This is a genomic window from Rhodococcus sp. C26F, assembly GCF_053345925.1.
Map to the genome: position 1 here is coordinate 36,582 of NZ_JBKFBA010000014.1, position 22,610 is coordinate 59,191.

A 22,610-nucleotide genomic window follows, 5' to 3' on the forward strand; every position below is an offset into this window, starting at 1 on the left:
TCATGCGACCGTCCACGGCCGCGCGTCCTCTCACCCGACCCGGAAGGCATCCCCGTGAGCATCATCGAGACCGAAGAACAGAAGGAACTACGCGCTGCGGTGGCGGCTCTGGCCGAGCGCTACAACTACGTCGACTACGTACTTCCCAAGTCGCGCGCGCACGAGCCGCTCACCGAATTGTGGGCGGAGGCGGCCAAGCTCGGCTTCCTCGGCGTGAACCTTCCCGAGCAATACGGAGGCGGCGGCGCCGGCATCTACGAACTAGCGCTGGTGCAGGAGGAGCTCTCCGCGAAGGGCGCCGGGCTGCTGCTCGTCGTGGTCTCGCCGGCGATCTGCGGCACCATCATCTCCAAGTACGGCACCGACGCCCAGAAGCAGGAATGGCTGCCCGGCCTCGCCGACGGCTCTCGCATCATGGCCTTCGGCATCACCGAGGCCGACGCCGGATCCAACTCGCACAACATCACCACGATCGCGCGCCGCGACGGTGACGACTGGATCCTCTCCGGCAGCAAGGTGTACATCTCCGGTGTCGACCAGGCCGACGCCGCGCTCGTCGTCTCCCGCACCGAGGACGCGAAGACCGGCAAGCTCCGTCCGGCCCTGTTCATCGTGCCGACCGATGCCCCGGGCTTCACGAAGACGCCCATGGAGATGGACATCCTCGAGCCGGACTACCAGTTCTCCCTGTTCTTCGACGACGTCCGACTTCCCGCCGACGCACTCGTCGGTGAGCCGGAGGCCGCGCTCATGCAGCTGTTCGCCGGACTGAACCCCGAACGGATCATGGGCGCGGCGATGGCAGTGGGTATGGGCCGGTACGCCCTCGACGCCGCGGTGCGCTACGCCAACGAGCGGACCGTCTGGAAGCAGCCCATCGGTGCGCACCAGGGCATCGCGCACCCGCTGGCGCAGCGCAAGATCGAGCTCGAACTCGCCAAGCTCATGATGCAGAAGGCCGCCGTCCTCTACGACAGCGGCGACGACTTCGGGGCCGCCGAGGCCGCGAACATGGCCAAGTACGCCGCGGGTGAGGCCGCGATCGCCTCGCTGGACCAGGCGATCCAGACCCACGGCGGTGCCGGCCTCACTCGGGAGTACGGCCTCGCGGCGATGCTCGGCGCCGCGCGCATCGCACGCGTGGCGCCGGTCAGCCGGGAGATGATCCTCAACTTCGTGGCCCAGCACTCGCTGGGCCTGCCGAAGTCGTACTAGGCCGACGCTTCCGAGTCGGATGCTTCCGGGTTCGAGGTTTCGGGGTTCGACACCTCGGACCCGGAGGTTCCGATGTTCGGCGGAAAGGAATCCGGCGGGAGGAGACCGGCCGCCTCCTCCGCCGGGAGCAGCGTCCCCAGCAGATAGGCGAGGGACCACCGCAACGAGCTCACGTCCTGCAGCGGCACGGTCTGCTGGTAGCCCACGAGCGTGTACAGGGCCAGCCGCGCGAACCGCTCGGCCTGTTCCCTCGAACCGAGGTACTGGGCCACCGCTTCGGCCACCACCGCGTACCGCAGGTCGTCGACCTTGCTCTGCACCTCGTGGACGCCGGAATCGCTGTGCGACCAACCGCGGATGGCGGACTCGGCGGAGTGGGGGAGGCTGCACGCGAATTCGACGAGCAACCGGAGCCGCCGGGTCAGCGAACCCTCGAGGCGCGCCGCGGCGGCGAGCTGGAGCGTCTGGCTCTCGAGCCAGTGCTGGAGGAATTCGGTCTTGAACTGCGCCCAGCTCTCGAAATAGTTGTAGAACGAGCCGGTCGTCACCTCGAGGTGACTGCACAACCGTGCCTGCTTGAGTCCGGCATGGTCGTTGGTGGCCAGGATGGCCAGCGCGGCGTCGAAGTAGTCCTCGCGCCTGACGATGGTCGCCACGTGGTGCTCCCCTTTCGCCCCGACCTGTTATACGAGTGTACGGATGATGAGCTTTGCGTACGGTCTCGGGGTCGCACGAATACCCGCTCGGCGGAAGATCAGTCGTGACGGAACGGTCGTGACCAGGGGGTCGTGACAGGACAGGCAGGAACAGGAGTCCCGATGGCGCGAGAACCGAAGCAGGACCGCAGCCGCGCCACGCGGCGGCGACTGCTCGAGGCGACGATCGACTGCCTCGTCGAATCCGGTTGGGCCACAACCACGGTGAGTGTGGTCGCCGAGCGGGCAGGAGTGTCGCGCGGGGCCACCCAGCATCACTTCCCGACCCGGGAGGATCTCATCACCGCATCGCTCGAGTTCATGTTCGACAGTCGCATCGAGCGGGTCCGCACCGAACCGTTCGACGTGCCCGAGGGCGTCGGCCGCACGGAGGCGGTGGTCGAGCGCATCGTCGACCAGTGCACCGGCAACATGTTCAAGGCCGCCCTGCAGGTGTGGACGGCCGCGGCCGCCGATCCGGCTCTGCGCGAGATGCTCCTGCCGCTCGAGGAGAAGTTCGGGCGTGTCTCGCACGCGGTGGCCGTCGAGCAGCTCGGTGCCGACGACACCGACCCGGTCGTGCACCGGACGGTGCAGGCGACCCTGGATCTCGCGCGCGGCCTCGGCCTGGCCGACGTGCTGACGGACGACTCGGCACGCCGGCGGGAGATCGTCCGGCACTGGGCCGCGCAGCTCGACGAGGTGCTCCGGGAGTCCTCGAGTCGTCGCACACAGGCGGGCCCGGCTCGGTAGTCTTCCCGCCATGCCTCTCCCGCGCATCGGAAGGACGGCGGCTGCCGTGGCGACGGTCGGTCTCATGGGTCTCGGTGCGGCGGCGTGCGGGAACTCCGACGACGCCGGACAGGTCGAGACCTCGCCGACCGCGTCCGTCACCGACCCCGGCCCGCTGTTCGACGAGTGCGGCGCGATGTCCGACGACGAGGTGGCGGCGGCCTTCGGTCTCGGCAGTTTCACGACGGTGACGCGCAACTCGGTGGGTTGCGAATGGGAGATCTACGTCGGCGGCCCCAGCGTGAGCTTCTCGTGGTACCGGGGAAGTCCCATCGGCCGCGAACGCGCCGGCTCCGATCTCATCGGCCGACCCGCCGCCGACGTCGAGATCGGGGGACGGTCCGGTTTCATGGGGTCCTATCAGAACGAGCTGGGGCAGACGACGCTGTGCGAGATCGGCGTGGAGTTCGGCGGCGACTTCGTCCACTGGTCGGTCTCGTACTCGAACCTCACGCCCGTCGCCGACGCCTGCGTCGTCGCTCGCGGACTGGCCACCACGAGTGTGGAAAGGGTGCAGAAGTGAACGCCCGCCGCTGGGGTGCCGCACTCGCGACCGTCCTCACGACGGGTGCTCTGCTCACCGGATGTACCCGCACCATCGAGGGGCGGGCCGTCCCGGAGGGGATCGGCGGCGGCACGGGCGCCGAGTTCACCCGGCTGCTCACCGAGTGCGATGCGGTCGCCGACGAGAAGATCGCCGAGGCCGTGGGCGCGGACTACGTCTATCGCGGGTTCTTCGGTGCGATCTGCCGCTGGGACGGCGAGGGGCCCACGGGAGTAGTGAAGGTCACCTTCAACTGGTTCGAGACCGGTTCCCTCGACCACGAACGCGCCGCCGCCGAGGGGCTCGGCTACGAGATCGAGAACACGACCATCGAGGGCCGGCGGGCACTGCAGATGCGCCGACCCGGCGATCCGCTGTCGTGCGGGGTCAGTTCCGGGGCGTCGACGACCGGCATCTTCGGGTGGTGGGTGCAGTACACCTCCGGGGGAGCGGACCCGTGTGAAGCTGCTGCTACGTTGGCCCGGCTCACACTGAACCTCAGCAGTTGACGGTGTGTGCGGATCCTCGGGAGGGTGCGCGCTCCTCACTTTGACCTCATGCGCGCACGCCGGGTATCGTTGTGGGTCGTGTCCGGCATGCCCGGGCCGGTCTGTGTGCCTATGCGAGGTAGTGCCGTGCGCGCGGTCTGTGGATATCTGCAGGAGCGAGCCCCCGGCTGCCTGTGTGGGGGTACGCGACACACCCGACCTCGTGTGCACACGAGGGGCGAGTGCGGGGCAGCAGCTTTCTTGCCCCAACCGATGGATCCCTAATTTCAGAACAGCCGAGGTTGCTCGAAGTGAGCAGCTTCAGACAACGAAGAAAGCCGGTTAATGCCAACCATCAATCAGCTGGTCCGCAAGGGCCGCCGCGACAAGGCCGCCAAGGTCAAGAGCGCGGCGCTCAAGGGCAGCCCCCAGCGTCGCGGTGTGTGCACTCGCGTGTACACCACCACCCCGAAGAAGCCGAACTCGGCTCTCCGTAAGGTCGCCCGTGTGCGCCTGACCTCCCAGGTCGAGGTCACCGCCTACATCCCCGGTGAGGGCCACAACCTCCAGGAGCACTCGATGGTGCTCGTGCGTGGCGGTCGTGTGAAGGACCTCCCGGGTGTGCGCTACAAGATCATCCGCGGCTCGCTCGACACCCAGGGTGTCAAGAACCGCAAGCAGGCCCGCAGCCGCTACGGAGCGAAGAAGGAGAAGGGCTGATGCCACGTAAGGGTCCCGCTCCCAAGCGCCCGCTGATCGCCGATCCGGTCTACGGTTCGCCGCTGGTCACCCAGCTGGTCAACAAGATCCTGCTGGACGGCAAGAAGTCCACCGCCGAGCGCATCGTCTACCAGGCGCTCGAGCAGGCTCGCGAGAAGACCGGTACCGATCCGGTCGTCACCCTCAAGCGCGCGCTCGACAACGTCAAGCCCGCCCTCGAGGTCCGCAGCCGTCGCGTCGGTGGTGCCACCTACCAGGTGCCGGTCGAGGTTCGCCCCGGTCGTTCCACCACGCTCGCGCTGCGCTGGCTGGTGACGTTCTCGCGTCAGCGTCGCGAGAAGACCATGGTCGAGCGGCTCGCCAACGAGCTCCTCGACGCGAGCAACGGCCTCGGCGCCTCCGTGAAGCGCCGCGAGGACACGCACAAGATGGCTGAAGCCAACAAGGCGTTCGCGCACTACCGCTGGTGAGTCGTCGCCNNNNCTCCCGGTCGGCTGCTCGCACAACTGTGTCGGTCCCGTAAAGGCCGGCTGACAACACAAGAACATGTGGTCCGCACCCAAGGACCGACACGAGCTACGAGCGGGGTTACCTGTGGCACAGGAAGTGCTGACCGACCTGAACAAGGTCCGCAACATCGGCATCATGGCGCACATCGATGCCGGCAAGACCACCACCACCGAGCGCATCCTCTTCTACACCGGTGTCAACTACAAGATCGGTGAGACGCACGACGGTGCCTCGACCACCGACTGGATGGAGCAGGAGAAGGAGCGTGGTATCACCATCACCTCCGCTGCTGTGACCTGCTTCTGGAACAAGAACCAGATCAACATCATCGACACCCCCGGGCACGTCGACTTCACGGTCGAGGTCGAGCGGTCGCTGCGCGTCCTCGACGGCGCAGTCGCCGTGTTCGACGGCAAGGAGGGCGTCGAGCCCCAGTCCGAGCAGGTCTGGCGCCAGGCTGCCAAGTACGACGTTCCGCGCATCTGCTTCGTCAACAAGATGGACAAGATGGGCGCGGACTTCTACTTCACCGTGCAGACGATCATCGATCGCCTGGGCGCGAAGCCGCTGGTCCTCCAGCTCCCCATCGGTGCCGAGGATGCCTTCGACGGCGTCGTCGACCTCGTCGAGATGAAGGCCATCACCTGGCGCGGCGTCACCGAGATCGGTGCCGAGCCGACCATCGAGGAGATCCCGGCCGATCTCGCCGACAAGGCTGCCGAGTACCGCGAGAAGCTGCTCGAGACGGTCGCCGAGTCCGACGAAGAGCTCATGGAGAAGTACTTCGGCGGTGAGGAGCTCACCGTCGCCGAGATCAAGGCCGCCATCCGCAAGATGACGGTTGCTTCCGAGCTCTACCCGGTGCTGTGCGGCTCCGCCTTCAAGAACAAGGGCATCCAGCCCATGCTCGACGCGGTCATCGACTACCTGCCGAACCCGCTCGACATCGGCGACGTCATCGGCCACCAGGTCGGTAACGAAGAAGAGGAGATGCGTCGTAAGCCCTCGAAGGAGGAGCCCTTCTCGGCTCTCGCCTTCAAGATCGCTGCGCACCCCTTCTTCGGCAAGCTGACCTTCGTCCGCGTGTACTCCGGCCGGATCGACTCGGGCACCCAGGTGCTCAACTCGACCAAGGGCAAGAAGGAGCGCGTCGGCAAGCTGTTCCAGATGCACGCCAACAAGGAGAACCCGGTCGACGAGGCGGTCGCGGGCCACATCTACGCGATGATCGGTCTGAAGGACACCACGACCGGCGACACCCTGTGCGCGCAGGACGCCCCGATCGTCCTCGAGTCGATGACCTTCCCGGACCCGGTCATCCAGGTCTCCATCGAGCCGAAGTCGAAGGCCGACCAGGAGAAGCTGTCGACGGCCATCCAGAAGCTCGCCGAAGAGGACCCGACCTTCTCGGTCGAGCTCGACGACGAGACCGGCCAGACCGTCATCGGCGGTATGGGCGAGCTCCACCTCGACATCCTCGTCGATCGCATGAAGCGCGAGTTCAAGGTCGAGGCCAACGTCGGCAAGCCGCAGGTCGCGTACCGCGAGACGATCACCAAGCCGGTCGAGAAGCTCGAGTTCACGCACAAGAAGCAGACCGGTGGCTCGGGCCAGTTCGCAAAGGTCATCATCGGCCTCTCGCCGTTCGTCGGCGAGGACGGCGCGACCTACGAGTTCGAGAACAAGGTCACCGGCGGTCGCATCCCGCGCGAGTACATCCCGTCGGTCGACGCGGGTGCTCAGGACGCCATGCAGTACGGCGTGCTCGCCGGCTACCCGCTGGTGAACCTGAAGGTCACCCTCATCGACGGTGCGTACCACGACGTCGACTCGTCCGAAATGGCGTTCAAGATCGCCGGCTCGCAGGCACTGAAGGAAGCGGCCCGCAAGGCCGCCCCGGTGATCCTCGAGCCCCTCATGGCGGTCGAGGTCACCACGCCCGAGGACTACATGGGTGAAGTGATCGGCGACCTGAACTCCCGCCGTGGTCAGATCCAGGCCATGGAGGAACGCAGTGGTGCCCGTGTCGTGAAGGCGCTGGTTCCGCTCTCGGAGATGTTCGGTTACATCGGCGATCTGCGGTCGAAGACCCAGGGTCGTGCGAACTTCTCCATGGTGTTCGATTCCTACGCAGAGGTTCCCTCGAACGTCGCGAAGGAAATCATCGCCAAGGCGACCGGCGAGTAGCCTCCGGGTTATCCCTCGGTCACCTGCACGACCAAGTAATACAAACCGCACTGCTGCATACAGCAAGCAACAACAGTCCAGGAGGACATCCAGTGGCGAAGGCGAAGTTCGAGCGGACCAAGCCGCACGTGAACATCGGCACCATCGGTCACGTCGACCACGGCAAGACCACCACCACGGCTGCGATCACCAAGGTGCTTGCCGACAAGTTCCCCGACCTGAACGAGAGCTTCGCTTTCGATCAGATCGACAAGGCACCTGAGGAGAAGGCTCGTGGTATCACGATCAACATCTCCCACGTCGAGTACCAGACCGACAAGCGCCACTACGCGCACGTCGACGCCCCGGGTCACGCGGACTACATCAAGAACATGATCACCGGTGCCGCCCAGATGGACGGCGCGATCCTGGTCGTGGCCGCCACCGACGGCCCGATGCCCCAGACGCGTGAGCACGTGCTGCTCGCTCGCCAGGTCGGCGTTCCCTACATCCTCGTCGCCCTGAACAAGGCCGACATGGTCGACGACGAGGAAATCCTCGAGCTCGTCGAGATGGAGGTGCGCGAGCTCCTCGCTTCGCAGGAGTTCGACGAGAACGCTCCGGTCGTCCCGATCTCCGCTCTCAAGGCTCTCGAGGGTGACGAGAAGTGGGTCCAGTCGATCGTCGACCTCATGCAGGCCGTCGACGACTCCATCCCGGACCCGGTCCGTGAGACCGACAAGCCGTTCCTCATGCCCGTCGAGGACGTCTTCACCATCACGGGTCGTGGCACCGTCGTCACCGGCCGTATCGAGCGTGGCGTGATCAACGTCAACGAAGAGGTCGAGATCGTCGGCATCCGCCCCGAGTCGACCAAGACCACGGTCACCGGCATCGAGATGTTCCGCAAGCTGCTCGACCAGGGCCAGGCCGGCGACAACGTCGGTCTCCTCGTCCGCGGCATCAAGCGCGAGGACGTCGAGCGCGGCCAGGTCGTCGTCAAGCCGGGCACCACGACTCCCCACACGGAGTTCGAGGGCCAGGCCTACATCCTCAACAAGGAGGAGGGCGGCCGCCACACGCCGTTCTTCAACAACTACCGTCCGCAGTTCTACTTCCGTACCACGGACGTGACGGGCGTTGTTACCCTCCCCGAGGGCACCGAGATGGTCATGCCCGGTGACAACACCGAGATGTCCGTCAAGCTGATCCAGCCGGTCGCCATGGACGAGGGCCTCCGCTTCGCGATCCGCGAGGGTGGCCGCACCGTCGGCGCCGGTCGCGTCACGAAGATCATCAAGTAGGCACCGCCTACGGGATCATCAAGTGAGCTAGTCCTCACTGACGCTCGAACGGCGTCCACCCTCCGGGGTGGGCGCCGTTCGGCGTTTCTGCTCCGGCGTGGACGCCGTTCGGCGTTTCGGGGTCACAGGCGATCAGCCGACGATCTCCTTCAGCTGGTTCGCCACGGGGGTCACCGGTTCCTCCCCGTCGGCCGTCGGGATGTCGCTGTTCACGGCGGCGACGACCACGGCCCGGCGTTCGGGCAGATATCCCACGTAGGTGTTGAAACCGGGGAGTTCGCCCGTGTGGCCGAGCCAGCCGTTCTCGATACCGAGCCCGAGGCCGTAGGCGCGGGTGTCGGTCGCACCGGGGACGTCGAACAGGAACGAGTCGAGACGGAGCTGCTGCATCTCGGGGGAGAGGATGCCCTCGCCCGTCCCGAGGGCCGTGCCCCACAGTTCGAGGTCGTCGACGGTGGAGATCACCGCGCCGGCCGACCATCCCCACGACGGGTTCCAACCGGTCGCATCGGCCGTCTGCCCGTCCGGCTGTCCCTGTTCGGTGATCCCGTACAGGTGCGGTGACGCGATGGCCGCGTCGGTGGGCATCACGGTGTCGGCCATGCCCAGGGGCTCGAAGATGTTCGCCCGGAAGTACTCGTGCAGGCTCTGCCCGGAAACCTGCTCGACGACCACCCCGAGCGCGATCGTGTTGGTGTTGGAGTACTCGAACCGCTCCCCGGGAGCGAAGTTCGGTGCGTCACCGCGTACGTAGTCGAGGAGTTCGTCCGGGGTCCACGGTGCCTCCGGATCGTCGAAGAGTTGCTGCTGGAACTCCTCGTCGAAGGTGTAGCTGGGGATACCGCTCACCATCGAGGCCAGTTGACCCAGGGTGGCGACGTCGCCGTTCGGCAGGCCCGGCACATAGCGGTCGATCGGATCCTCCAGCGACAGGCGGTCGTCCTCCGCCAGTTGCAGCAGAGCGGTGATCGTCATCGTCTTCGTTATGCTGCCGATGCGAGTGTGGTCGTCGGGGCCGGGTTCCTCCGATCGATCCGCGCCGATCGTGCCGGACGAACCGGTCCACTCGTATTCCTGGGTGACCACGCGCGCAACGACTCCCGGGAAGCCGACTTCCTCGCGGACGCGGTCGAGCACGTCCTGGAATTCGTCGGCGGGCGCCGCGCCGGTGGCGGTCGCACCGGTCGCTGTCGCTTCGGACGTTGCGGCGGGCGGTGATTCGCCCGAGGTGTCGTTGCCGCAGGCGGCCACGACGGTGAGGATCACGGCGGACAACACGATCGGTAGTCGACGCACGGCACTCTCCCCGGTCGAGTCGACGGTGTGAGAACGACAGTGATCAGTATGTGCCGTTCGGCAGGACGCCGGGTCTGTTTTCGAACCCGGAGATGACCGCGCGCCGTAGATGATGCGCCGTGCGTCAGGCGCTCTCGATCGCGGCGAGGAGCATCCGCGCCGTCACCGCGATCATCCGGGTCCGATCGGATCTCCGGGGCCGCAGGAGGGCGATCCGTGAACACAGGCTCGCCGTCGCTCCCATCACGATGAACACGAGATCGTCGAGTGCTGCGTCGTCGAGATCGGGTCGCAGCCGCGCCGGGATGATGCGTCCGAGCGGCCGCAGCGGACCTTCGACCTCGGCCCACGCGAGTCCGAACTCGATCTCCTCGGAGGTGTACGACACCCGGAGCACCGCGGCGTGTTTCTCGAACGCGGCGGTGAGACTCTCCACGACCGTCACCATGGCCTCCTCCGGCTCCTGGTCCATCGCCCGCCCGATGGCGGTGGACAGCGAGGTGGTGATCGCGTGGACGGCGGTCATGCGGAGTTCGTCGAGCACGGCGTCGACGTCGGGGAAGTATCGGTAGACCGTCCCGATGCTCACGTGGGCGTGCTCGGCGAGTGCCGTGGTGCTGATCCGCGCGGTGGGGCTGCGCTCGAGCAACTCGTACGCAGAGGTGAGGAGCAGCTTACGGGTGTCGTGACTCCGCTGCTGCACAGGACGCTTCCGAGGGGTTCTGCCTGCGGTTCTGTTGCCGCGCGGGGAGCTCATGAAAAGTGAATAGTAAGTGAGGATTCCTCGTGTTTCCATGGATGTATGGAGCGACGTATCCCACGTGATCTCGTCAACGCCGACCTTGCGGTGCGCCGATACGCAGATCTCGGCGAGCGCTGGCTCGACGGCATGTGGCAGGCCGACCCGCCGGCCGACGCCGTGGTGAACGACGACTTCGGTCCGAACTCCGCGACGGCTGCCGTGCGCGTCGCACTCACCGACGGTGTCGAGGCGGTCCCCGACGCACCCGAATCCCTGCGAGAGCTGTTCGCCTTCCTCGACGACGAACCCGCCTGGGTCGACCACCACCGCATCGACAACGCCGCCGACGCGCTCGTTCGGCACACGCCGATCCTCGGCATGGTGCTCGGTGCCGCCTCGCTGCTGCGCGGTGCCGGAAACTTCATCGCCGGAAAGCCTCTCGCACTGACGGGCCGCTATGTGAGTCAGCCTGCCGTGCGGTCGGTCGAGGTCGGGGAGTGGTTACGGCACGTCCTCACTCGCGGCGGAATGCGCCGCGACGGAGGCGGATTCGCGTTCACGGTGCGGGTGCGCCTGATCCACGCCCACGTGCGCAAGAGCATCCTCGCGAGCGGGGTGTGGGACGAGGACGCCTGGGGAGTGCCGATCCCGCAGTCGTACATGGCGCTGACGATGGCCGAGTTCGGGCACATCGCGGTCGAGGCGATGCAGATCCTCGGGGTGCGCTTCACCGATCGCGAACTCGACGACATCTACCACCTGTGGCGCTACGTCGGGCACGTGATCGGGATGGGCGAGGAACTGGGCCTGCGCACCGAACGCGACCACATCGCGGTCGAGGACCTGTACCGGCTCACCTCGCCCGGCCCCAGCGACGAGGACCGGGATTTCGTCACCGCGCTGACCGAGCAGTATCTCGTCCCGGAGCTGGCCAACCTGCTGCCGGGCACCGCACCGATCCGGACGACGGTCGCCCGCACGGTGATGCACTCGCTGCAGCGGGTGTTCATCGGTGACGCCGACGCCGACGCCCTGCACATCCCCGACAGCCCGCTCAAGCACGTCCTCGGACGCGTCGGGCCGCTGCTCGCGCTCGTCGACCGCGTCCAGGAATTCCGCTATCCGGACCTCGAACGCACCACACAGCGGGCATACAAGGTGCGCGACGTGGCGATGGACCGGATGCGCGTGGACTACAGCGTCGAGCACGACCTCGTGGACGCGGCCCGAAGCTGAGCCGCCCCGGGCCGGATGGGTTCCGGCCCCGGGTGGGTGGGCTCAGTGAACGTCCACAGCCGGGTCGAGATGTACGAGGACCTGCGTCGCCACGTGCGCCCCGCCGAGAGCCCGCGCGACCCGCTGGGCGGCATCCTCCGCGGCTTCTGTCAGCTCGGTGACGTCGATGGTCGGGTCGGCGTGCACCACCACCGAGAGCGTCGGCAGGTGGCGTTCGACGACCGCGCGTCCGCGCACGGCCCGCACGCCCGGCAGGGCGGCGAGTTCGGCTGCCACACCGTCGGCGACGGGACCGAGTTCGACACCGAGGGTGGCGTCGGTGACCTGGTCGTAGAGCTGCACGGTCGACGTGCGCCGGCGCGACAGGTTGACGGCGAGCAACGCGATGCCGAGCACGAGTCCGCCCGCGAAGACCGACCACAGGGCCGGTGTCCACCACGACTGGTCCGGGACGTCGGTCACGCGGGGACGGTCGAGACGCGAGAGTTGCTCTCGGGCTAGGGGAACCTGCCACACCCACGCCAGGGCGAATGCGCCGGCACCGGCGAGGGCAAGGCCCGCCAGGAAGGTGACGAGCCGATTCGCCAGCACGGTACGGAGTTTCACCGCGCCACCTCCACCACGAGTTCGACGGGGTCGGCGAGCGCCGCGAGGTTCGGGGCGACCGCGCCGCGCACGGACGCGGTGATCTCGTCGACCGGTGTCTCGTCCTCGATCGAGATGCGCACCACGGCACGGCGACGGTCGACGACCGTGCGGGCCGTGCGCACGCCGGTGAGCGCGGACGCGTGGGCGCTGCACATGCGTGCGACGTCCGTGCGCCGCATCCACACCGTGGGCACCGGCCCCGCGACCTGCAGCGGCACATGCGTCCGGCGGCGGGGTTTGAGGGCGACGACGATCAGGACGATCCCGAGGACGAGGCAGACGCCCGCGACGGGTGCGAGCCAGGTGTGCCAGTGCAGGCGGCCGAACCACTCGAAGGAGTTGCGCAGCCACGGGGCACCGCCGTACGTCCCGTTGACGATGAGCAGTTCCCGGGCGGCGACGAACGACAGGGCGAGCGCCGCGATCGCCACGATCGCGGCGGCGGGTGCGGCCGCGGGCGGCGCCAGCGGTGGCAGGGGAGCGACGGTGGGGATGTCGGGATGCGGAGTGGTCCGCGCCGCGACGATGTCGGATTCCAGGTACTCGACGGGTGGCTGCGCCTCGTCGGTCTCGCCGTCCTCGACGAGCGCGGTCGCGACGATGAGCACGTTGAGTTCGCTGATCCGCATGCCCGTCAGGTCGTGCAGCTGGCGTTCGACCGCGTCGTGGACCCGGCGGGTGAGCATCGCCGCGTCGTACGGCCATTCGGCGGCGATGTAGAGATTCACCGCGACGGCCTTCGCGCCGGTGGTGACGTCGGCCCGGGGCAGGTCGCGGCCGGTGAGACGCAGGATCCCACCTCCGCTGTGCCGCACCACACCGGGAACGCCGAGCGCGGCAGCCGCGGCGATGCGTTCGATCGCACGGTCCTTGACGACGAGGCTGCCGCGTTCGCCCGGGGGAACGACCCCGGTCCCGGTGTCGTCGGATGTCCCGACGTCGGACGCAGTGGGATCAGCCACGGCCCCGACTCCTCAGCAGGGCGCCGAGGTCGAGGTGGCCGTCGCGATGGGCGCCGATCGCGGCACCGAGCGCGCCGAGCAGCACGGCGAACAGCAGACCGCTGAACCCGCCGATGATGCCGGCGAGGGCCAGGAGCAGCCCCGCGAGGAGTCCGACGACGGTGTTGCTGACGGGTGTGTGGTTCACGATGGGGCTCCTTCTCGTTCACCGGCGTGGACGTCTTCGATGGTCACCTGGACAGGGACGTCCACCAGCGGGGACACCCGGACGCGGACGGCGTCGGCGACGGCCGGGAGATCGGCGGGGATCCGCACGACGATGTGCACCGCGCACAGCTGATCGGTCAGCCGCACACCTTCGACCCGTCGGCCGGGCAGATAGGTGGCGACCTCCCCGAATGCGCCGCGGTGCAGACCCACGACGCCGGGAACGGACAGCGCGGCGTCCGCCACCAGGTCGGCCGCGTTCGCCTGCGCTGCTGATCCGGGGTTCACTGCACGCGGGGTTTGGCGTCGTCGGTGAGGGCCGCGGCCTCTTCGTGGAGCATGACGTCGAAGACCGTGATGTTGACCTCGGTGACCTCGAGTCCCGTCATGCGTTCGACCGCAGCGATGACGTTGTGCCGGATGGCGACGGCGAGTTCGTGCAGCGCGACGCCGTATTCGGCGACGATTCCGATGTCGATCGCGGCCTGACGTTCACCGACCTCGACGGCGACACCCTGCCCGTGGTTGATGCGCGCACCGGGGATGCGGTCGCGCAGTGCGCCCACGACGCGGGCGGTGCCGGCGCCCACCTCGATGACGCCGCTGATCTCGCGGGTCGCGAGCCCCGCGATCTTGGCCACCACCGCGTCCGCGATGATCGTGCGGCCCTGCGGGTCGGCGGGGCCGGAGGAGGTTCCGGCGCCGAACTGTATGCGGCTGATACCTGCGCCGCTGTCGCTGGTCATGAGGGCTCCCAGGTAGGTGTACCGGTCGTGTTCCGTGCTCGATCCTGTGCTGGATCCCATTGTCCTCACGGTGCCTCGAACTCTAACGGCCGACGTAGGTCTGTCGCCCGTCGTCGCCGTTTGGTAAGAACGTGGGACGCAGGGTGGGATGCATCACTACCGCGCGGCACGCGCATGCGTGTCACAGACGAAGCGAAGGATGGGCCGAGGGTGTCGATCGAGCGGGAGACCGAGAGTACGCCGGAGCGCGTCGTCGTCGTGGGCGCCGGCCTGGCGGCGGTGCGTACCGCCGAGGAGCTGCGCCGCGCCGGATACGAGGGCGAACTCGTGCTCGTCGGCGACGAGACGCACCTGCCCTACGACCGCCCGCCCCTGTCGAAGGAGGTTCTGCGCGGCGACCGCGACGACACGACCCTCCGGCCGAGCGAGTTCTTCGGCGAGAACCGCATCGAGCTGAAGCTCGGTGCCGCGGCTCGCTCGGTCGACACCGCGTCGCGCACCCTCACCCTCACCGACGGCATCGAACTCGGCTACGACGAACTCGTCGTCGCCACAGGTCTGCGGCCCCGCCGCATCCCCGGTCTGCCGGATCTGGCGGGGGTCCACGTCCTGCGGTCGCTCGAGGACAGCCGCGCCCTGCGCGAGGCGATCGTTCCGGGTGCCCGCGCGCTCGTCGTCGGTGCCGGGTTCATCGGGTGCGAGGTCGCGGCGAGCCTGCGGGCGCGCGAGGTGGAGGTCGTGCTGGTCGAACCGCAGCCCACCCCGCTCGCATCGGTGCTCGGTGCCGAGGTCGGTGCTCTCGTCACCCGCCTGCACACCGCCGAGGGCGTCGACGTGCGTGCCGGCGTCGGATTGTCGGAGATCCGCGGCGACGAGCGTGTCACCTCCGCAGTCCTCGGCGACGGCAGCGAGATCGACGTCGACCTCGTGGTGCTGGGCATCGGTTCGATCCCGGCCACCGAGTGGCTCGAGGGATCGGGTGTCGAAGTCGAGAACGGTGTCGTGTGCGACGGCACGGGCCGCACCTCCACCCCGCACGTGTGGGCCGTCGGCGACGTCGCGTCCTGGCAGGTACCGGCCGGGGGGCGCAGGCGCATCGAGCACTGGACGAACGCCGGCGAGCAGGCATCCGTCCTGGCGAAGACCATCATGGGCGTCGAGGCCGGGGCGGCCGCGCAGGTGCCCTACTTCTGGAGCGACCAGTACGACATCAAGATCCAGGGCCTCGGTGCGGTCACCGCCGACGACACGGTGCACGTCGTGCGCGACGACGGCCGCAAGTTTCTCGCGTACTACGAGCGCGACGGCAGGTTCGTCGGCGCTGTGGGCGGCGGCCTGCCCGCGCTGGTCATGAAGTCGCGCGCGAAGATCGCCGCGGGCGCCCCGATCGACGAGCTGCTCACAGCGGCGGTCTAGGGGAGTGGGCTGCGCGCCGGAACGACCGCCGTCGGGCCGGCCGCGCGCGACCCGCTAGATTCGTAGGGTGATCGTTGCGCTCATCGACTCGGGTCTCGGGCTGTTGCCGACGTCCGCGTGGCTGCGACGGTTGCGTCCCGATCTCGACCTCATGTTGTCGACGGATCCCGACGGCGCCCCGTGGGGCCCGAAGTCTCCGGACTGGGTGATCGACCGGGTCGTCACTACCGCCCGTCGCGCCGTCGCCCGGGGCGCCGAGGTGGTCGTGCTCCCGTGCAACACCGCATCGGTGACTGCCCTCGAACACGTCCGGGCCGATCTCGGTCCGTCGGTGCCCGTGGTGGGCACGGTCCCCGCGGTCAAGCCCGCGGCCGCCGCGTGCGATTCGGTGGCGATCTGGGCCACCGCGGCGACCACCGCGAGCAGGTACCAGGCGAATCTGATCGAACAGTTCGCGAACGGGTCCGAGGTCGTCGGCGTGGCGTGTCACGGACTTGCCGACGCCATCGATGCGGGTGATCGGGTGGCCGTCGCCGCAGCGGTCGCCTCCGCGGCCGAGCGCACCCCTCGGGACGTCCAGGGTGTGGTTCTCGGTTGCACCCACTACCCGCTTGTCGCCGACACCATCACCGAACACCTGCCGGCCGGAGTGCGCCTGTTCGACAGCGCCGAGGCCGTCGCACGGCAGACGCTGCGCCGGATCGATGCGCTCGGGCGACCCGCCTCGGGATCGGGTCGTGTCGAAGTCTTCCGCAGCGGTGTGCCCGGAGAGTTGCCGCCGGCAGCGACGGTCTTCGCTGCCGGTCGCGCCCTGCTCGCGGCGCCCGGCGACATGCGGGACGAGGACGTCGAGGACGCCACCTCCCTCTGAGTGTCCGAGCCGTCGGGTGGATGGCCGGAGGAATACTTCGTCGAGCGAAGTATGTTGGTGAAGGGATGTTCACCAATTCGCGCGGGGGCGCATCGTTCGTTTCCGCGTGGGACACGCCGTTCGTCTCTCGCGTGGAACGCGCCGATCACCTTCTGGAGGTTCGATGACTGCTCCCGTACAGCCCCGAGGCCGTATCCGCTCGTTCGGTTTCGCCGTGGTCGGCCTGGGAGCGTTCACCCTCACCGCGTCGTCGTCGGCACCGTCACCGCTGTATCCCGTCTACCAGCAGATGTGGGGATTCTCCGCGGCGATGCTCACGGTGGTGTTCGCGGTCTACGTGCTCGCACTGCTCGCGGCGCTCGTGACGGTGGGGTCGCTGTCCGACCACGTCGGGCGCAGACCCGTGATCGTGACGGCCCTGCTGTTGCTCGCGGCGAGCATGGTGGTCTTCATCGCCTCCCCGGGGGTGGGGTGGCTGATCGTCGCGCGGATCCTGCAGGGTCTCGCGGTGGGCGCGGCGACGAGCGCGCTGGCGGCGGCCGTGATCGAGATGCAGCCGAACAGGCACATCGGTCCGCTGATCAACACCGCGGCGCCGTCGCTCGGCCTCGCACTCGGCGCGGCGGGAGCCGGCGTACTCGTACAGTTCGCGCCGTTCCCCACGGTCCTGAGTTATGCGGTCGTCGGCGTTCTCGCCGTCGTGCTGGCGATCGCGCTGATCTTCGTGCCGGAGACGTCGCCGTCGGTGGGTTTCCCGTCGCGACGCGACGCCCTGCGGAGCCTGGTGCCGAGCGCGTCGGTGCCCCGTGAGGTCCGGGGCCGCTATCTGCTCATCCTGCCCAGCCTGATGTCGGCGTGGGCACTCGGCGGGCTGTACATGTCGCTGGGGCCCTCGATCGTCGACTCGGTGTTCGGTATCGACAACCGCCTCGCCGCGGGTCTGGCGATCGGCACGCTGTTCACGGCGGGCACGGTCGCGGCGACCACCACGGCCCGCCGCGACCCCCATCGCATCGTGATCCTCGGGGCCGTGCTGCTCGCGACGGGACTGGCCGCGGTGATCACCGCGCTCCTCACGGGATGGGTCGCGGTGTACTACGCGGGTACCGCGGTCGCCGGCTTCGGCTGGGGTTCGACCTTCGTCGCGGCCATGGGCGTGGTCGGCTCGCTCGGCCGACCCCACGAGCGCGGCCGGATATTCGCGACGACCTTCGTCGTCTGCTACTTCGCGTTCTCGGTGCCCGCGATGGCCGCCGGGGTGGCGGCCGGATCGTTCGGCCTGATGTCCACCGCCGTCGGCTACGGCGTGGTCGTCGCCGTGCTGGCGCTCGTGGCCGGGGTCGGCGTGCTCGTGCGCAAGCCGAAGCCCGACTCCGCCGGGATGCGGGGAGTGCCCGTCCCCGCACGTTCGTAGGGGCCGGGCACTTCCGCAAAGAGCGGGAGCAGCGGGGCGTGAACCCGCCGGCTCAGAACTCGATCTTGAGGTGGTCGGTCACCGGCCGGGCCTGGCAACCGAGGATGTAGCCCGCCTCGATGTCCTCGGGGTCGAGCACGTCGCAGTTCTCCATCTCGACCTTGCCCTCGAGCACGGTGCACGCGCACGACCCGCATTCGCCCTCCTGGCACGAATACGGCACGTCGATGCCCTTCGCGAGCATGATGTCGACGAGGGTCTGCTTACGCGGCCACGAGAGCTTGTGGACCTCGCCGTCGAGTTCGACCTCGACGGTCGCGGCGTCGGCGGCGTCCTCGTCGCTGACCTCGACCGGCGCCTGGTCGGCGAACGGGTCGCCCGACAGCGAGTTGAAGACCTCGGCGTGCACGCGGGCGCGGGGCATGCCCACGGTGTTCAGTGCCTGGTGGACCGTGTCCATGAACGGTCCGGGGCCGCACATGAACGCCTCGTACGACTCGTAGGGCGTTGCGATCGCCGCGAGCTGGTCGGCGGTGGGCAGACCCTGGACGGACTCGAGCCAGTGCACGACGGTCAGGCGCGTCGGGTACTTCTCCGCGAGAGCCCGCAGCTCCTCGGCGAAGATGACGGACTTCTCGTCGCGGTTGGCGTAGACCAGCACCACCTTGCCGCCGCCCTGGGTGAGCGCGGACTTGAGGATCGAGATCACCGGGGTGATGCCGCTGCCGGCGCCGAACAGCAGGAAGTCGTGGTCGAGCGACTTCGGGGTGAAGACACCCGCGGGCGGCAGCACCTCGATGGTCTGTCCGGCCGCGATGTTGTCGCACAGCCAGTTGGATCCGTAACCGTCGGCGGTGCGCTTGACGGTGACCTTGGGGGCGTCGTCGGTGAACGGGGAGCTTGCGAGCGAGTAGCAGCGGGCCACCGAGCCCGTCCGGTCGCTCGGGATGCGCAGGGTGAGGAACTGGCCGGGCCGGTAGGCGAATTTGTCGCGCAGCTCGTCCGGGACGGCGAACACGATCGACCGCGTGTCGGCGGTCTCCTCGACGACGGCGGACACGGTGAGGATCACCGAGCGTGAGCCGTGGGGCACCTCGACAGTCGTCATGGGTGGGTCTCGTCCTCTCCTGCAAAGATGGCCGCGCACGACCGAATCTAGAACGTGTTCTAATTCAGGTTACCAGCGCGCATGGGATGAGGAAAACGGTACCGGCACTGCTCGGGCGGGTGCGGCGCCCACCCGGTCAGCGGGAGGTGCCCTACCCGAACGGGCGGTGCCCCCGCGGCGACCGGACGGTTTCGGCCGCTGCGTCTTTCACGCCTCGCAGCTCTGGTCGATGGTGAATCGCGGATGAGGTCCACATCACACTCCCGATCCGGTACACCCCCTCTGCGAGGAGATACACCATGGCAATCGAGCTCAATCAGATCTGGGACTTCCCGATCAAGGAATTCCACCCCTTCCCCCGCGCGCTGATGGGTGTCGGCGCCCACGACATCCTCGGCGTCGAGGCGAAGAACCTCGGCTTCAAGCGCGCCCTGCTGATGACCACCGGCCTGCGCGGATCGGGGATCATCGAGGAGCTCATCGGCAAGATCGAGTACCAGGGCGTCGAGGTCGTCCTCTACGACAAGGTCGAGTCCAACCCCAAGGACTACAACGTCATGGAGGCCGCGGCGCTCTACCAGAAGGAGAAGTGCGACTCGATCATCTCCGTCGGGGGCGGATCGAGCCACGACGCCGCGAAGGGCGCCCGCGTCGTGATCGCCCACGACGGCCGCAACATCAACGAGTTCGAGGGCTTCGCGAAGTCCACCAACAAGGAGAACCCGCCGCACATCGCCGTCTCCACGACCGCCGGCACCGGCTCCGAGACGTCCTGGGCCTACGTCATCACCGACACCTCCGACATGGACCACCCACACAAGTGGGTCGGCTTCGACGAGGCCACGATCGTCACCCTCGCGATCGACGACCCGCTGCTCTACTACAGCTGCCCCCAGCACTTCACCGCCTACTGCGGCTTCGACGTCCTCGCCCACGGCTCCGAGCCGTACGTCTCCCGGCTGGACTTCGCCCCGTCGCTCGGCAACGCCCTGTACTCGATCGAGCTCGTCGCGAAGCACCTGCGTGAAGCGGTCTTCGAGCCGCGCAACCTCAAGGCTCGCGAAGGCATGATGAACGCCCAGTACATCGCCGCGCAGGCCTTCAACTCCGGCGGCCTCGGCATCGTGCACTCCATCTCGCACGCCGTCTCGGCCTTCTTCGACAGCCACCACGGCCTCAACAACGCCATCGCCCTGCCGCGCGTGTGGGAGTACAACCTGCCCTCCCGCTACGAGCACTACGCCCGCATCGCCACCGCGATGGGCGTGGACACCCGCAACATGACCACCGTCCAGGCCGCCGACGCGGCGGTCGAAGCGGCGATCCGTCTCGCGAAGGACGTCGGCATCCCCGACAACTTCGGGCAGGTGCGCACCGACTCGTACGAGAAGAACCAGATGAACACCAAGAAGTATGCGGGTCGCGGAGACACGATCCGCGGCGACGAGAAGACCGTCCGGGCGATCTCCGAGCACATCCAGGACGACTGGTGCACCCCGGGCAACCCCCGCGAGGTCACCGTCGACTCGATGATCCCGGTCGTCGACCACTGCATCAACCGGTCCTACTGAGAACCCGCGCTCCCGGGGCGTCCCCTNGGAGCGCCCTGCTCCGCTGCGACCACGCCACAGAAGGAGACCCCGGATGACCCCGTTCGCCTCGGGCGCCGAGTTGAAGGATGCGCTGCGCCGGCACGACTACATCGCCGACGACGAGTTCGCGACCGTCGTGCACCTCGCCACCGCACTCGAGCGGCCCCTGCTGCTCGAAGGCCCCGCCGGGGTCGGCAAGACCGAACTGGCCAAGGCGCTCGCCGCGGTCGGCAGCCGGAAACTGGTTCGACTGCAGTGCTACGAAGGGCTCGACGACAGCCGCGCCCTCTACGAGTGGGACTACGCCAAACAGCTGCTGCACGTGCAGATGCTGCGCGACCGCATCGGCGAACTGCTCGCCGGTCACGCCGACCTCGCGGACGCGTCGAAGTTTCTCGCGCAGCAGGACTTCGGACTGTACTCGGAGACCTTCCTGTCGGTCCGTCCGCTGCTCGAGGCCGTGCTCTCGGAGGAGCCGGTGGTCCTGCTCGTCGACGAAGTGGACCGCACCGAGGAGTCCATGGAGGCACTGTTGCTCGAGGTGCTCGCCGAACGGCAGGTGACGATCCCCGAGGTCGGCACGTTCACGGCCCGGTCCACACCGTGGGTGATCCTGACCTCCAACGACACTCGCGAGTTGTCGCCCGCGCTCAAGCGTCGCTGCCTGCACTACCACGTCGGATACCCGACACCCGAGCGTGAACGCGAGATCGTCACCGCACGGGTGCCGGACGTGCGCCCAGGGACGGCCCACCAGATCGTCGACCTGTCCCGGACCCTGCGCGATCTGCCGCTGCGCAAGAGTCCCTCGATCTCGGAGGTCATCGACGCCGCACGTGCAGCGACGGTGATGGGACACGACGCCGACGACCCGGATTCGCTGGGCGGCATGCGCGACGTGCTGCTGGCGACGCTGCTCAAGTACACCGGCGACGTCGACCTCGCGAAGACCCGGCTCGGCGGTGCGGCACCGGCAGCCGCGGTGTCCGAACCGATCGCGTCCGAACCGATCGCGTCCGAAGCGAGTGCGCCCGAAGCTGGTGTGACGGAATCTGTTCCGTCGCGTGAACGCGTGACGGTCGCATCGCGCCCGGCGAACACCACGACCGCCGTCTTCCGGGGACGCGGTGGTGGCGGTCGCGACGCCGCGGGCAGCGGACTGCGGGGGTGACCCCGCAATGCACGCATCCCGGGTCACACGGGTGACCGCGCTCGACGAGCGTCGCCCCCGCTACGTGCTCGACGTGGTAGCGGCGGTGTTCGGCCTGCTCCTGCGACGCCACGGTGTCGCGGCGTCACCGGCCGAGAGCATCGAGGTGCGCCGGGTGCTCGACCTGGTCTCCGTCCGCGAGCGGGATTCACTGCGCTCGTGCCTGCGGGCGGTGTGCGCCAAGTACCCGCACGAGCGGGCCGGTTTCGAGCGCGCTTTCGACGAGTTGTTCGGTGCGGTCGACGCCGCCGTCGCCGCGAGCGGCGGCGGTCCCGCCCGGGCGCAGTTCGCCGAATCCCTGCCGGCGGCGCTCGAGATCGGCGACGACCCGAGCATCGCGCGCTACGCCGAGTACAACGACCGCGCAGCCGAGGTCGGCGACCACTTCGACACCCCGGAGGCCCGCAAGGGGTTCAACCCGCACAAGGACGACGACGATGTGTCGATGACGTCGTCCGATGCCGATCTGTCGGTGGACACGGGTGCGGACTCGGGCCGTCGCGGCGTCACCTACACCGTCGACGTCGAGAATGCGGCGACCACGACGGTGGGTGATCTGTCCGGTGAACCGGGTGCCGCGGTCGTCGGATCGCTGTCGTGGGACGACCCGGCGTCGATCCTCGCGTGGCTCGACGCCTACGACCCGCACCGCACGTACGGGGGAGAGGTCCTCGACGAACCCCTCTCCGCATCGCAACTCGCGCGACTCGTGGACGCGGTCGAGGCGT

The 22,610-nt window shown here is 68.3% G+C and carries 23 protein-coding genes and 1 pseudogene; 15 read left to right on the top strand and 9 right to left on the bottom strand.

What is annotated here, in order from left to right; genetic code table 11:
- The first annotated feature begins 54 nt into the window (after nt 1–54).
- On the top strand, nt 55–1,215 hold the full coding sequence (locus ACLBYD_RS16230) for an acyl-CoA dehydrogenase family protein (protein ID WP_447817257.1): 1,161 nt from the start codon (nt 55–57) through the stop codon (nt 1,213–1,215).
- On the opposite strand, the gene ACLBYD_RS16235 is transcribed toward ACLBYD_RS16230, so the two are convergent.
- Complete coding sequence (locus ACLBYD_RS16235) at nt 1,212–1,871, bottom strand: TetR/AcrR family transcriptional regulator (protein WP_447817258.1); 660 nt, start codon at nt 1,869–1,871, stop codon at nt 1,212–1,214. The two genes, ACLBYD_RS16230 and ACLBYD_RS16235, sit on opposite strands and share 4 nt — an antisense overlap.
- A gap of 162 nt (nt 1,872–2,033) precedes the next feature.
- Here ACLBYD_RS16235 and ACLBYD_RS16240 point away from each other — a divergent pair, with 162 nt between their 5' ends.
- The 7 genes from ACLBYD_RS16240 (at nt 2,034) to tuf (ending at nt 8,434) form a co-directional block, all read left to right on the top strand.
- Nucleotides 2,034–2,663, top strand: coding sequence for a TetR/AcrR family transcriptional regulator (locus tag ACLBYD_RS16240; RefSeq protein ID WP_447817259.1), 630 nt, complete (start codon nt 2,034–2,036; stop codon nt 2,661–2,663).
- Nucleotides 2,664–2,673: 10 nt separating this feature from the next.
- Nucleotides 2,674–3,225 (top strand): DUF3558 domain-containing protein, encoded by a 552-nt coding sequence (locus tag ACLBYD_RS16245; protein WP_051121622.1) that lies wholly within the window; start codon nt 2,674–2,676, stop codon nt 3,223–3,225.
- Complete coding sequence (locus ACLBYD_RS16250; RefSeq protein ID WP_006552259.1) at nt 3,222–3,755, top strand: DUF3558 domain-containing protein; 534 nt, start codon at nt 3,222–3,224, stop codon at nt 3,753–3,755. The genes ACLBYD_RS16245 and ACLBYD_RS16250 overlap by 4 nt, the downstream gene beginning before the upstream one ends.
- A 324-nt stretch (nt 3,756–4,079) precedes the next feature.
- Nucleotides 4,080–4,454 carry a 30S ribosomal protein S12 gene (rpsL, locus tag ACLBYD_RS16255; protein ID WP_006552258.1) on the top strand — a complete coding sequence of 125 codons (375 nt, stop codon included), beginning with the start codon at nt 4,080–4,082 and terminating at the stop codon, nt 4,452–4,454.
- A complete protein-coding gene (gene rpsG, locus ACLBYD_RS16260) occupies nt 4,454–4,924 on the top strand; it encodes a 30S ribosomal protein S7 (protein WP_006552257.1) in 471 nt (156 codons plus the stop codon). The genes rpsL and rpsG overlap by 1 nt, the downstream gene beginning before the upstream one ends.
- Before the next feature lie 124 nt (nt 4,925–5,048).
- Nucleotides 5,049–7,151: an elongation factor G gene (gene fusA, locus ACLBYD_RS16265; RefSeq protein WP_016690892.1), complete on the top strand. Its 2,103-nt coding sequence runs from the start codon at nt 5,049–5,051 to the stop codon at nt 7,149–7,151.
- A gap of 92 nt (nt 7,152–7,243) precedes the next feature.
- A complete protein-coding gene (tuf, locus tag ACLBYD_RS16270) occupies nt 7,244–8,434 on the top strand; it encodes an elongation factor Tu (protein ID WP_016690893.1) in 1,191 nt (396 codons plus the stop codon).
- A gap of 132 nt (nt 8,435–8,566) precedes the next feature.
- Here the strand turns inward: tuf and ACLBYD_RS16275 are convergent, their stop codons facing one another.
- Together ACLBYD_RS16275 and ACLBYD_RS16280 are read right to left on the bottom strand one after the other, a co-directional pair.
- A complete protein-coding gene (locus ACLBYD_RS16275) occupies nt 8,567–9,730 on the bottom strand; it encodes a serine hydrolase domain-containing protein (RefSeq protein WP_447817260.1) in 1,164 nt (387 codons plus the stop codon).
- Between the two features lie 124 nt (nt 9,731–9,854).
- Nucleotides 9,855–10,433: a TetR/AcrR family transcriptional regulator gene (locus ACLBYD_RS16280; protein ID WP_033096098.1), complete on the bottom strand. Its 579-nt coding sequence runs from the start codon at nt 10,431–10,433 to the stop codon at nt 9,855–9,857.
- 99 nt (nt 10,434–10,532) lie between these two features.
- Here ACLBYD_RS16280 and ACLBYD_RS16285 point away from each other — a divergent pair, with 99 nt between their 5' ends.
- Entirely contained in the window at nt 10,533–11,708 is a 1,176-nt protein-coding gene (locus ACLBYD_RS16285) for an oxygenase MpaB family protein (RefSeq protein ID WP_447817261.1), read from the top strand.
- A gap of 42 nt (nt 11,709–11,750) precedes the next feature.
- Here the strand turns inward: ACLBYD_RS16285 and ACLBYD_RS16290 are convergent, their stop codons facing one another.
- Genes ACLBYD_RS16290 through ACLBYD_RS16310 form a run of 5 tightly spaced genes read right to left on the bottom strand, consistent with a single transcriptional unit; the run spans nt 11,751 to nt 14,271 of the window.
- Complete coding sequence (locus ACLBYD_RS16290) at nt 11,751–12,314, bottom strand: hypothetical protein (RefSeq protein ID WP_060650735.1); 564 nt, start codon at nt 12,312–12,314, stop codon at nt 11,751–11,753.
- Nucleotides 12,311–13,318: a DUF6286 domain-containing protein gene (locus tag ACLBYD_RS16295; RefSeq protein WP_271036935.1), complete on the bottom strand. Its 1,008-nt coding sequence runs from the start codon at nt 13,316–13,318 to the stop codon at nt 12,311–12,313. The genes ACLBYD_RS16290 and ACLBYD_RS16295 overlap by 4 nt, the downstream gene beginning before the upstream one ends.
- Nucleotides 13,311–13,505 (bottom strand): hypothetical protein, encoded by a 195-nt coding sequence (locus tag ACLBYD_RS16300; protein WP_006552248.1) that lies wholly within the window; start codon nt 13,503–13,505, stop codon nt 13,311–13,313. Before ACLBYD_RS16300 ends, ACLBYD_RS16295 begins: the two co-directional genes overlap by 8 nt.
- Complete coding sequence (locus ACLBYD_RS16305; RefSeq protein WP_006552247.1) at nt 13,502–13,813, bottom strand: hypothetical protein; 312 nt, start codon at nt 13,811–13,813, stop codon at nt 13,502–13,504. The genes ACLBYD_RS16300 and ACLBYD_RS16305 overlap by 4 nt, the downstream gene beginning before the upstream one ends.
- The gene (locus ACLBYD_RS16310) at nt 13,810–14,271 is read right to left on the bottom strand and encodes an Asp23/Gls24 family envelope stress response protein (protein WP_026060889.1); all 462 of its coding nucleotides are present in this window, start codon (nt 14,269–14,271) and stop codon (nt 13,810–13,812) included. The genes ACLBYD_RS16305 and ACLBYD_RS16310 overlap by 4 nt, the downstream gene beginning before the upstream one ends.
- A 210-nt stretch (nt 14,272–14,481) precedes the next feature.
- On the opposite strand from ACLBYD_RS16310, the gene ACLBYD_RS16315 reads away from it, so the two are divergent.
- From ACLBYD_RS16315 to ACLBYD_RS16325, 3 genes are all read left to right on the top strand, one after another.
- Nucleotides 14,482–15,687 (top strand): NAD(P)/FAD-dependent oxidoreductase, encoded by a 1,206-nt coding sequence (locus ACLBYD_RS16315; protein ID WP_447817262.1) that lies wholly within the window; start codon nt 14,482–14,484, stop codon nt 15,685–15,687.
- 67 nt (nt 15,688–15,754) lie between these two features.
- Nucleotides 15,755–16,558, top strand: coding sequence for a glutamate racemase (locus tag ACLBYD_RS16320; RefSeq protein ID WP_060650738.1), 804 nt, complete (start codon nt 15,755–15,757; stop codon nt 16,556–16,558).
- Nucleotides 16,559–16,721: 163 nt separating this feature from the next.
- Entirely contained in the window at nt 16,722–17,972 is a 1,251-nt protein-coding gene (locus tag ACLBYD_RS16325) for an MFS transporter (protein WP_447817263.1), read from the top strand.
- Nucleotides 17,973–18,024: 52 nt separating this feature from the next.
- Here ACLBYD_RS16325 and ACLBYD_RS16330 read toward each other — a convergent pair whose 3' ends face one another.
- Entirely contained in the window at nt 18,025–19,080 is a 1,056-nt protein-coding gene (locus ACLBYD_RS16330; protein WP_271036931.1) for a ferredoxin--NADP reductase, read from the bottom strand.
- A 299-nt stretch (nt 19,081–19,379) separates the two neighbouring features.
- Between ACLBYD_RS16330 and mdo the strand changes: the two genes are divergently transcribed.
- From mdo to ACLBYD_RS16345, 3 genes and pseudogenes are all read left to right on the top strand, one after another.
- Nucleotides 19,380–20,651 carry an NDMA-dependent methanol dehydrogenase gene (gene mdo / locus ACLBYD_RS16335; protein WP_159417779.1) on the top strand — a complete coding sequence of 424 codons (1,272 nt, stop codon included), beginning with the start codon at nt 19,380–19,382 and terminating at the stop codon, nt 20,649–20,651.
- 73 nt (nt 20,652–20,724) lie between these two features.
- Nucleotides 20,725–21,843 (top strand): MadB family AAA-type ATPase, encoded by a 1,119-nt coding sequence (locus tag ACLBYD_RS16340; protein ID WP_447817264.1) that lies wholly within the window; start codon nt 20,725–20,727, stop codon nt 21,841–21,843.
- Nucleotides 21,844–21,850: 7 nt separating this feature from the next.
- Nucleotides 21,851–22,610: pseudogene (locus tag ACLBYD_RS16345) on the top strand (MadC family VWA domain-containing protein); the annotation flags it as partial.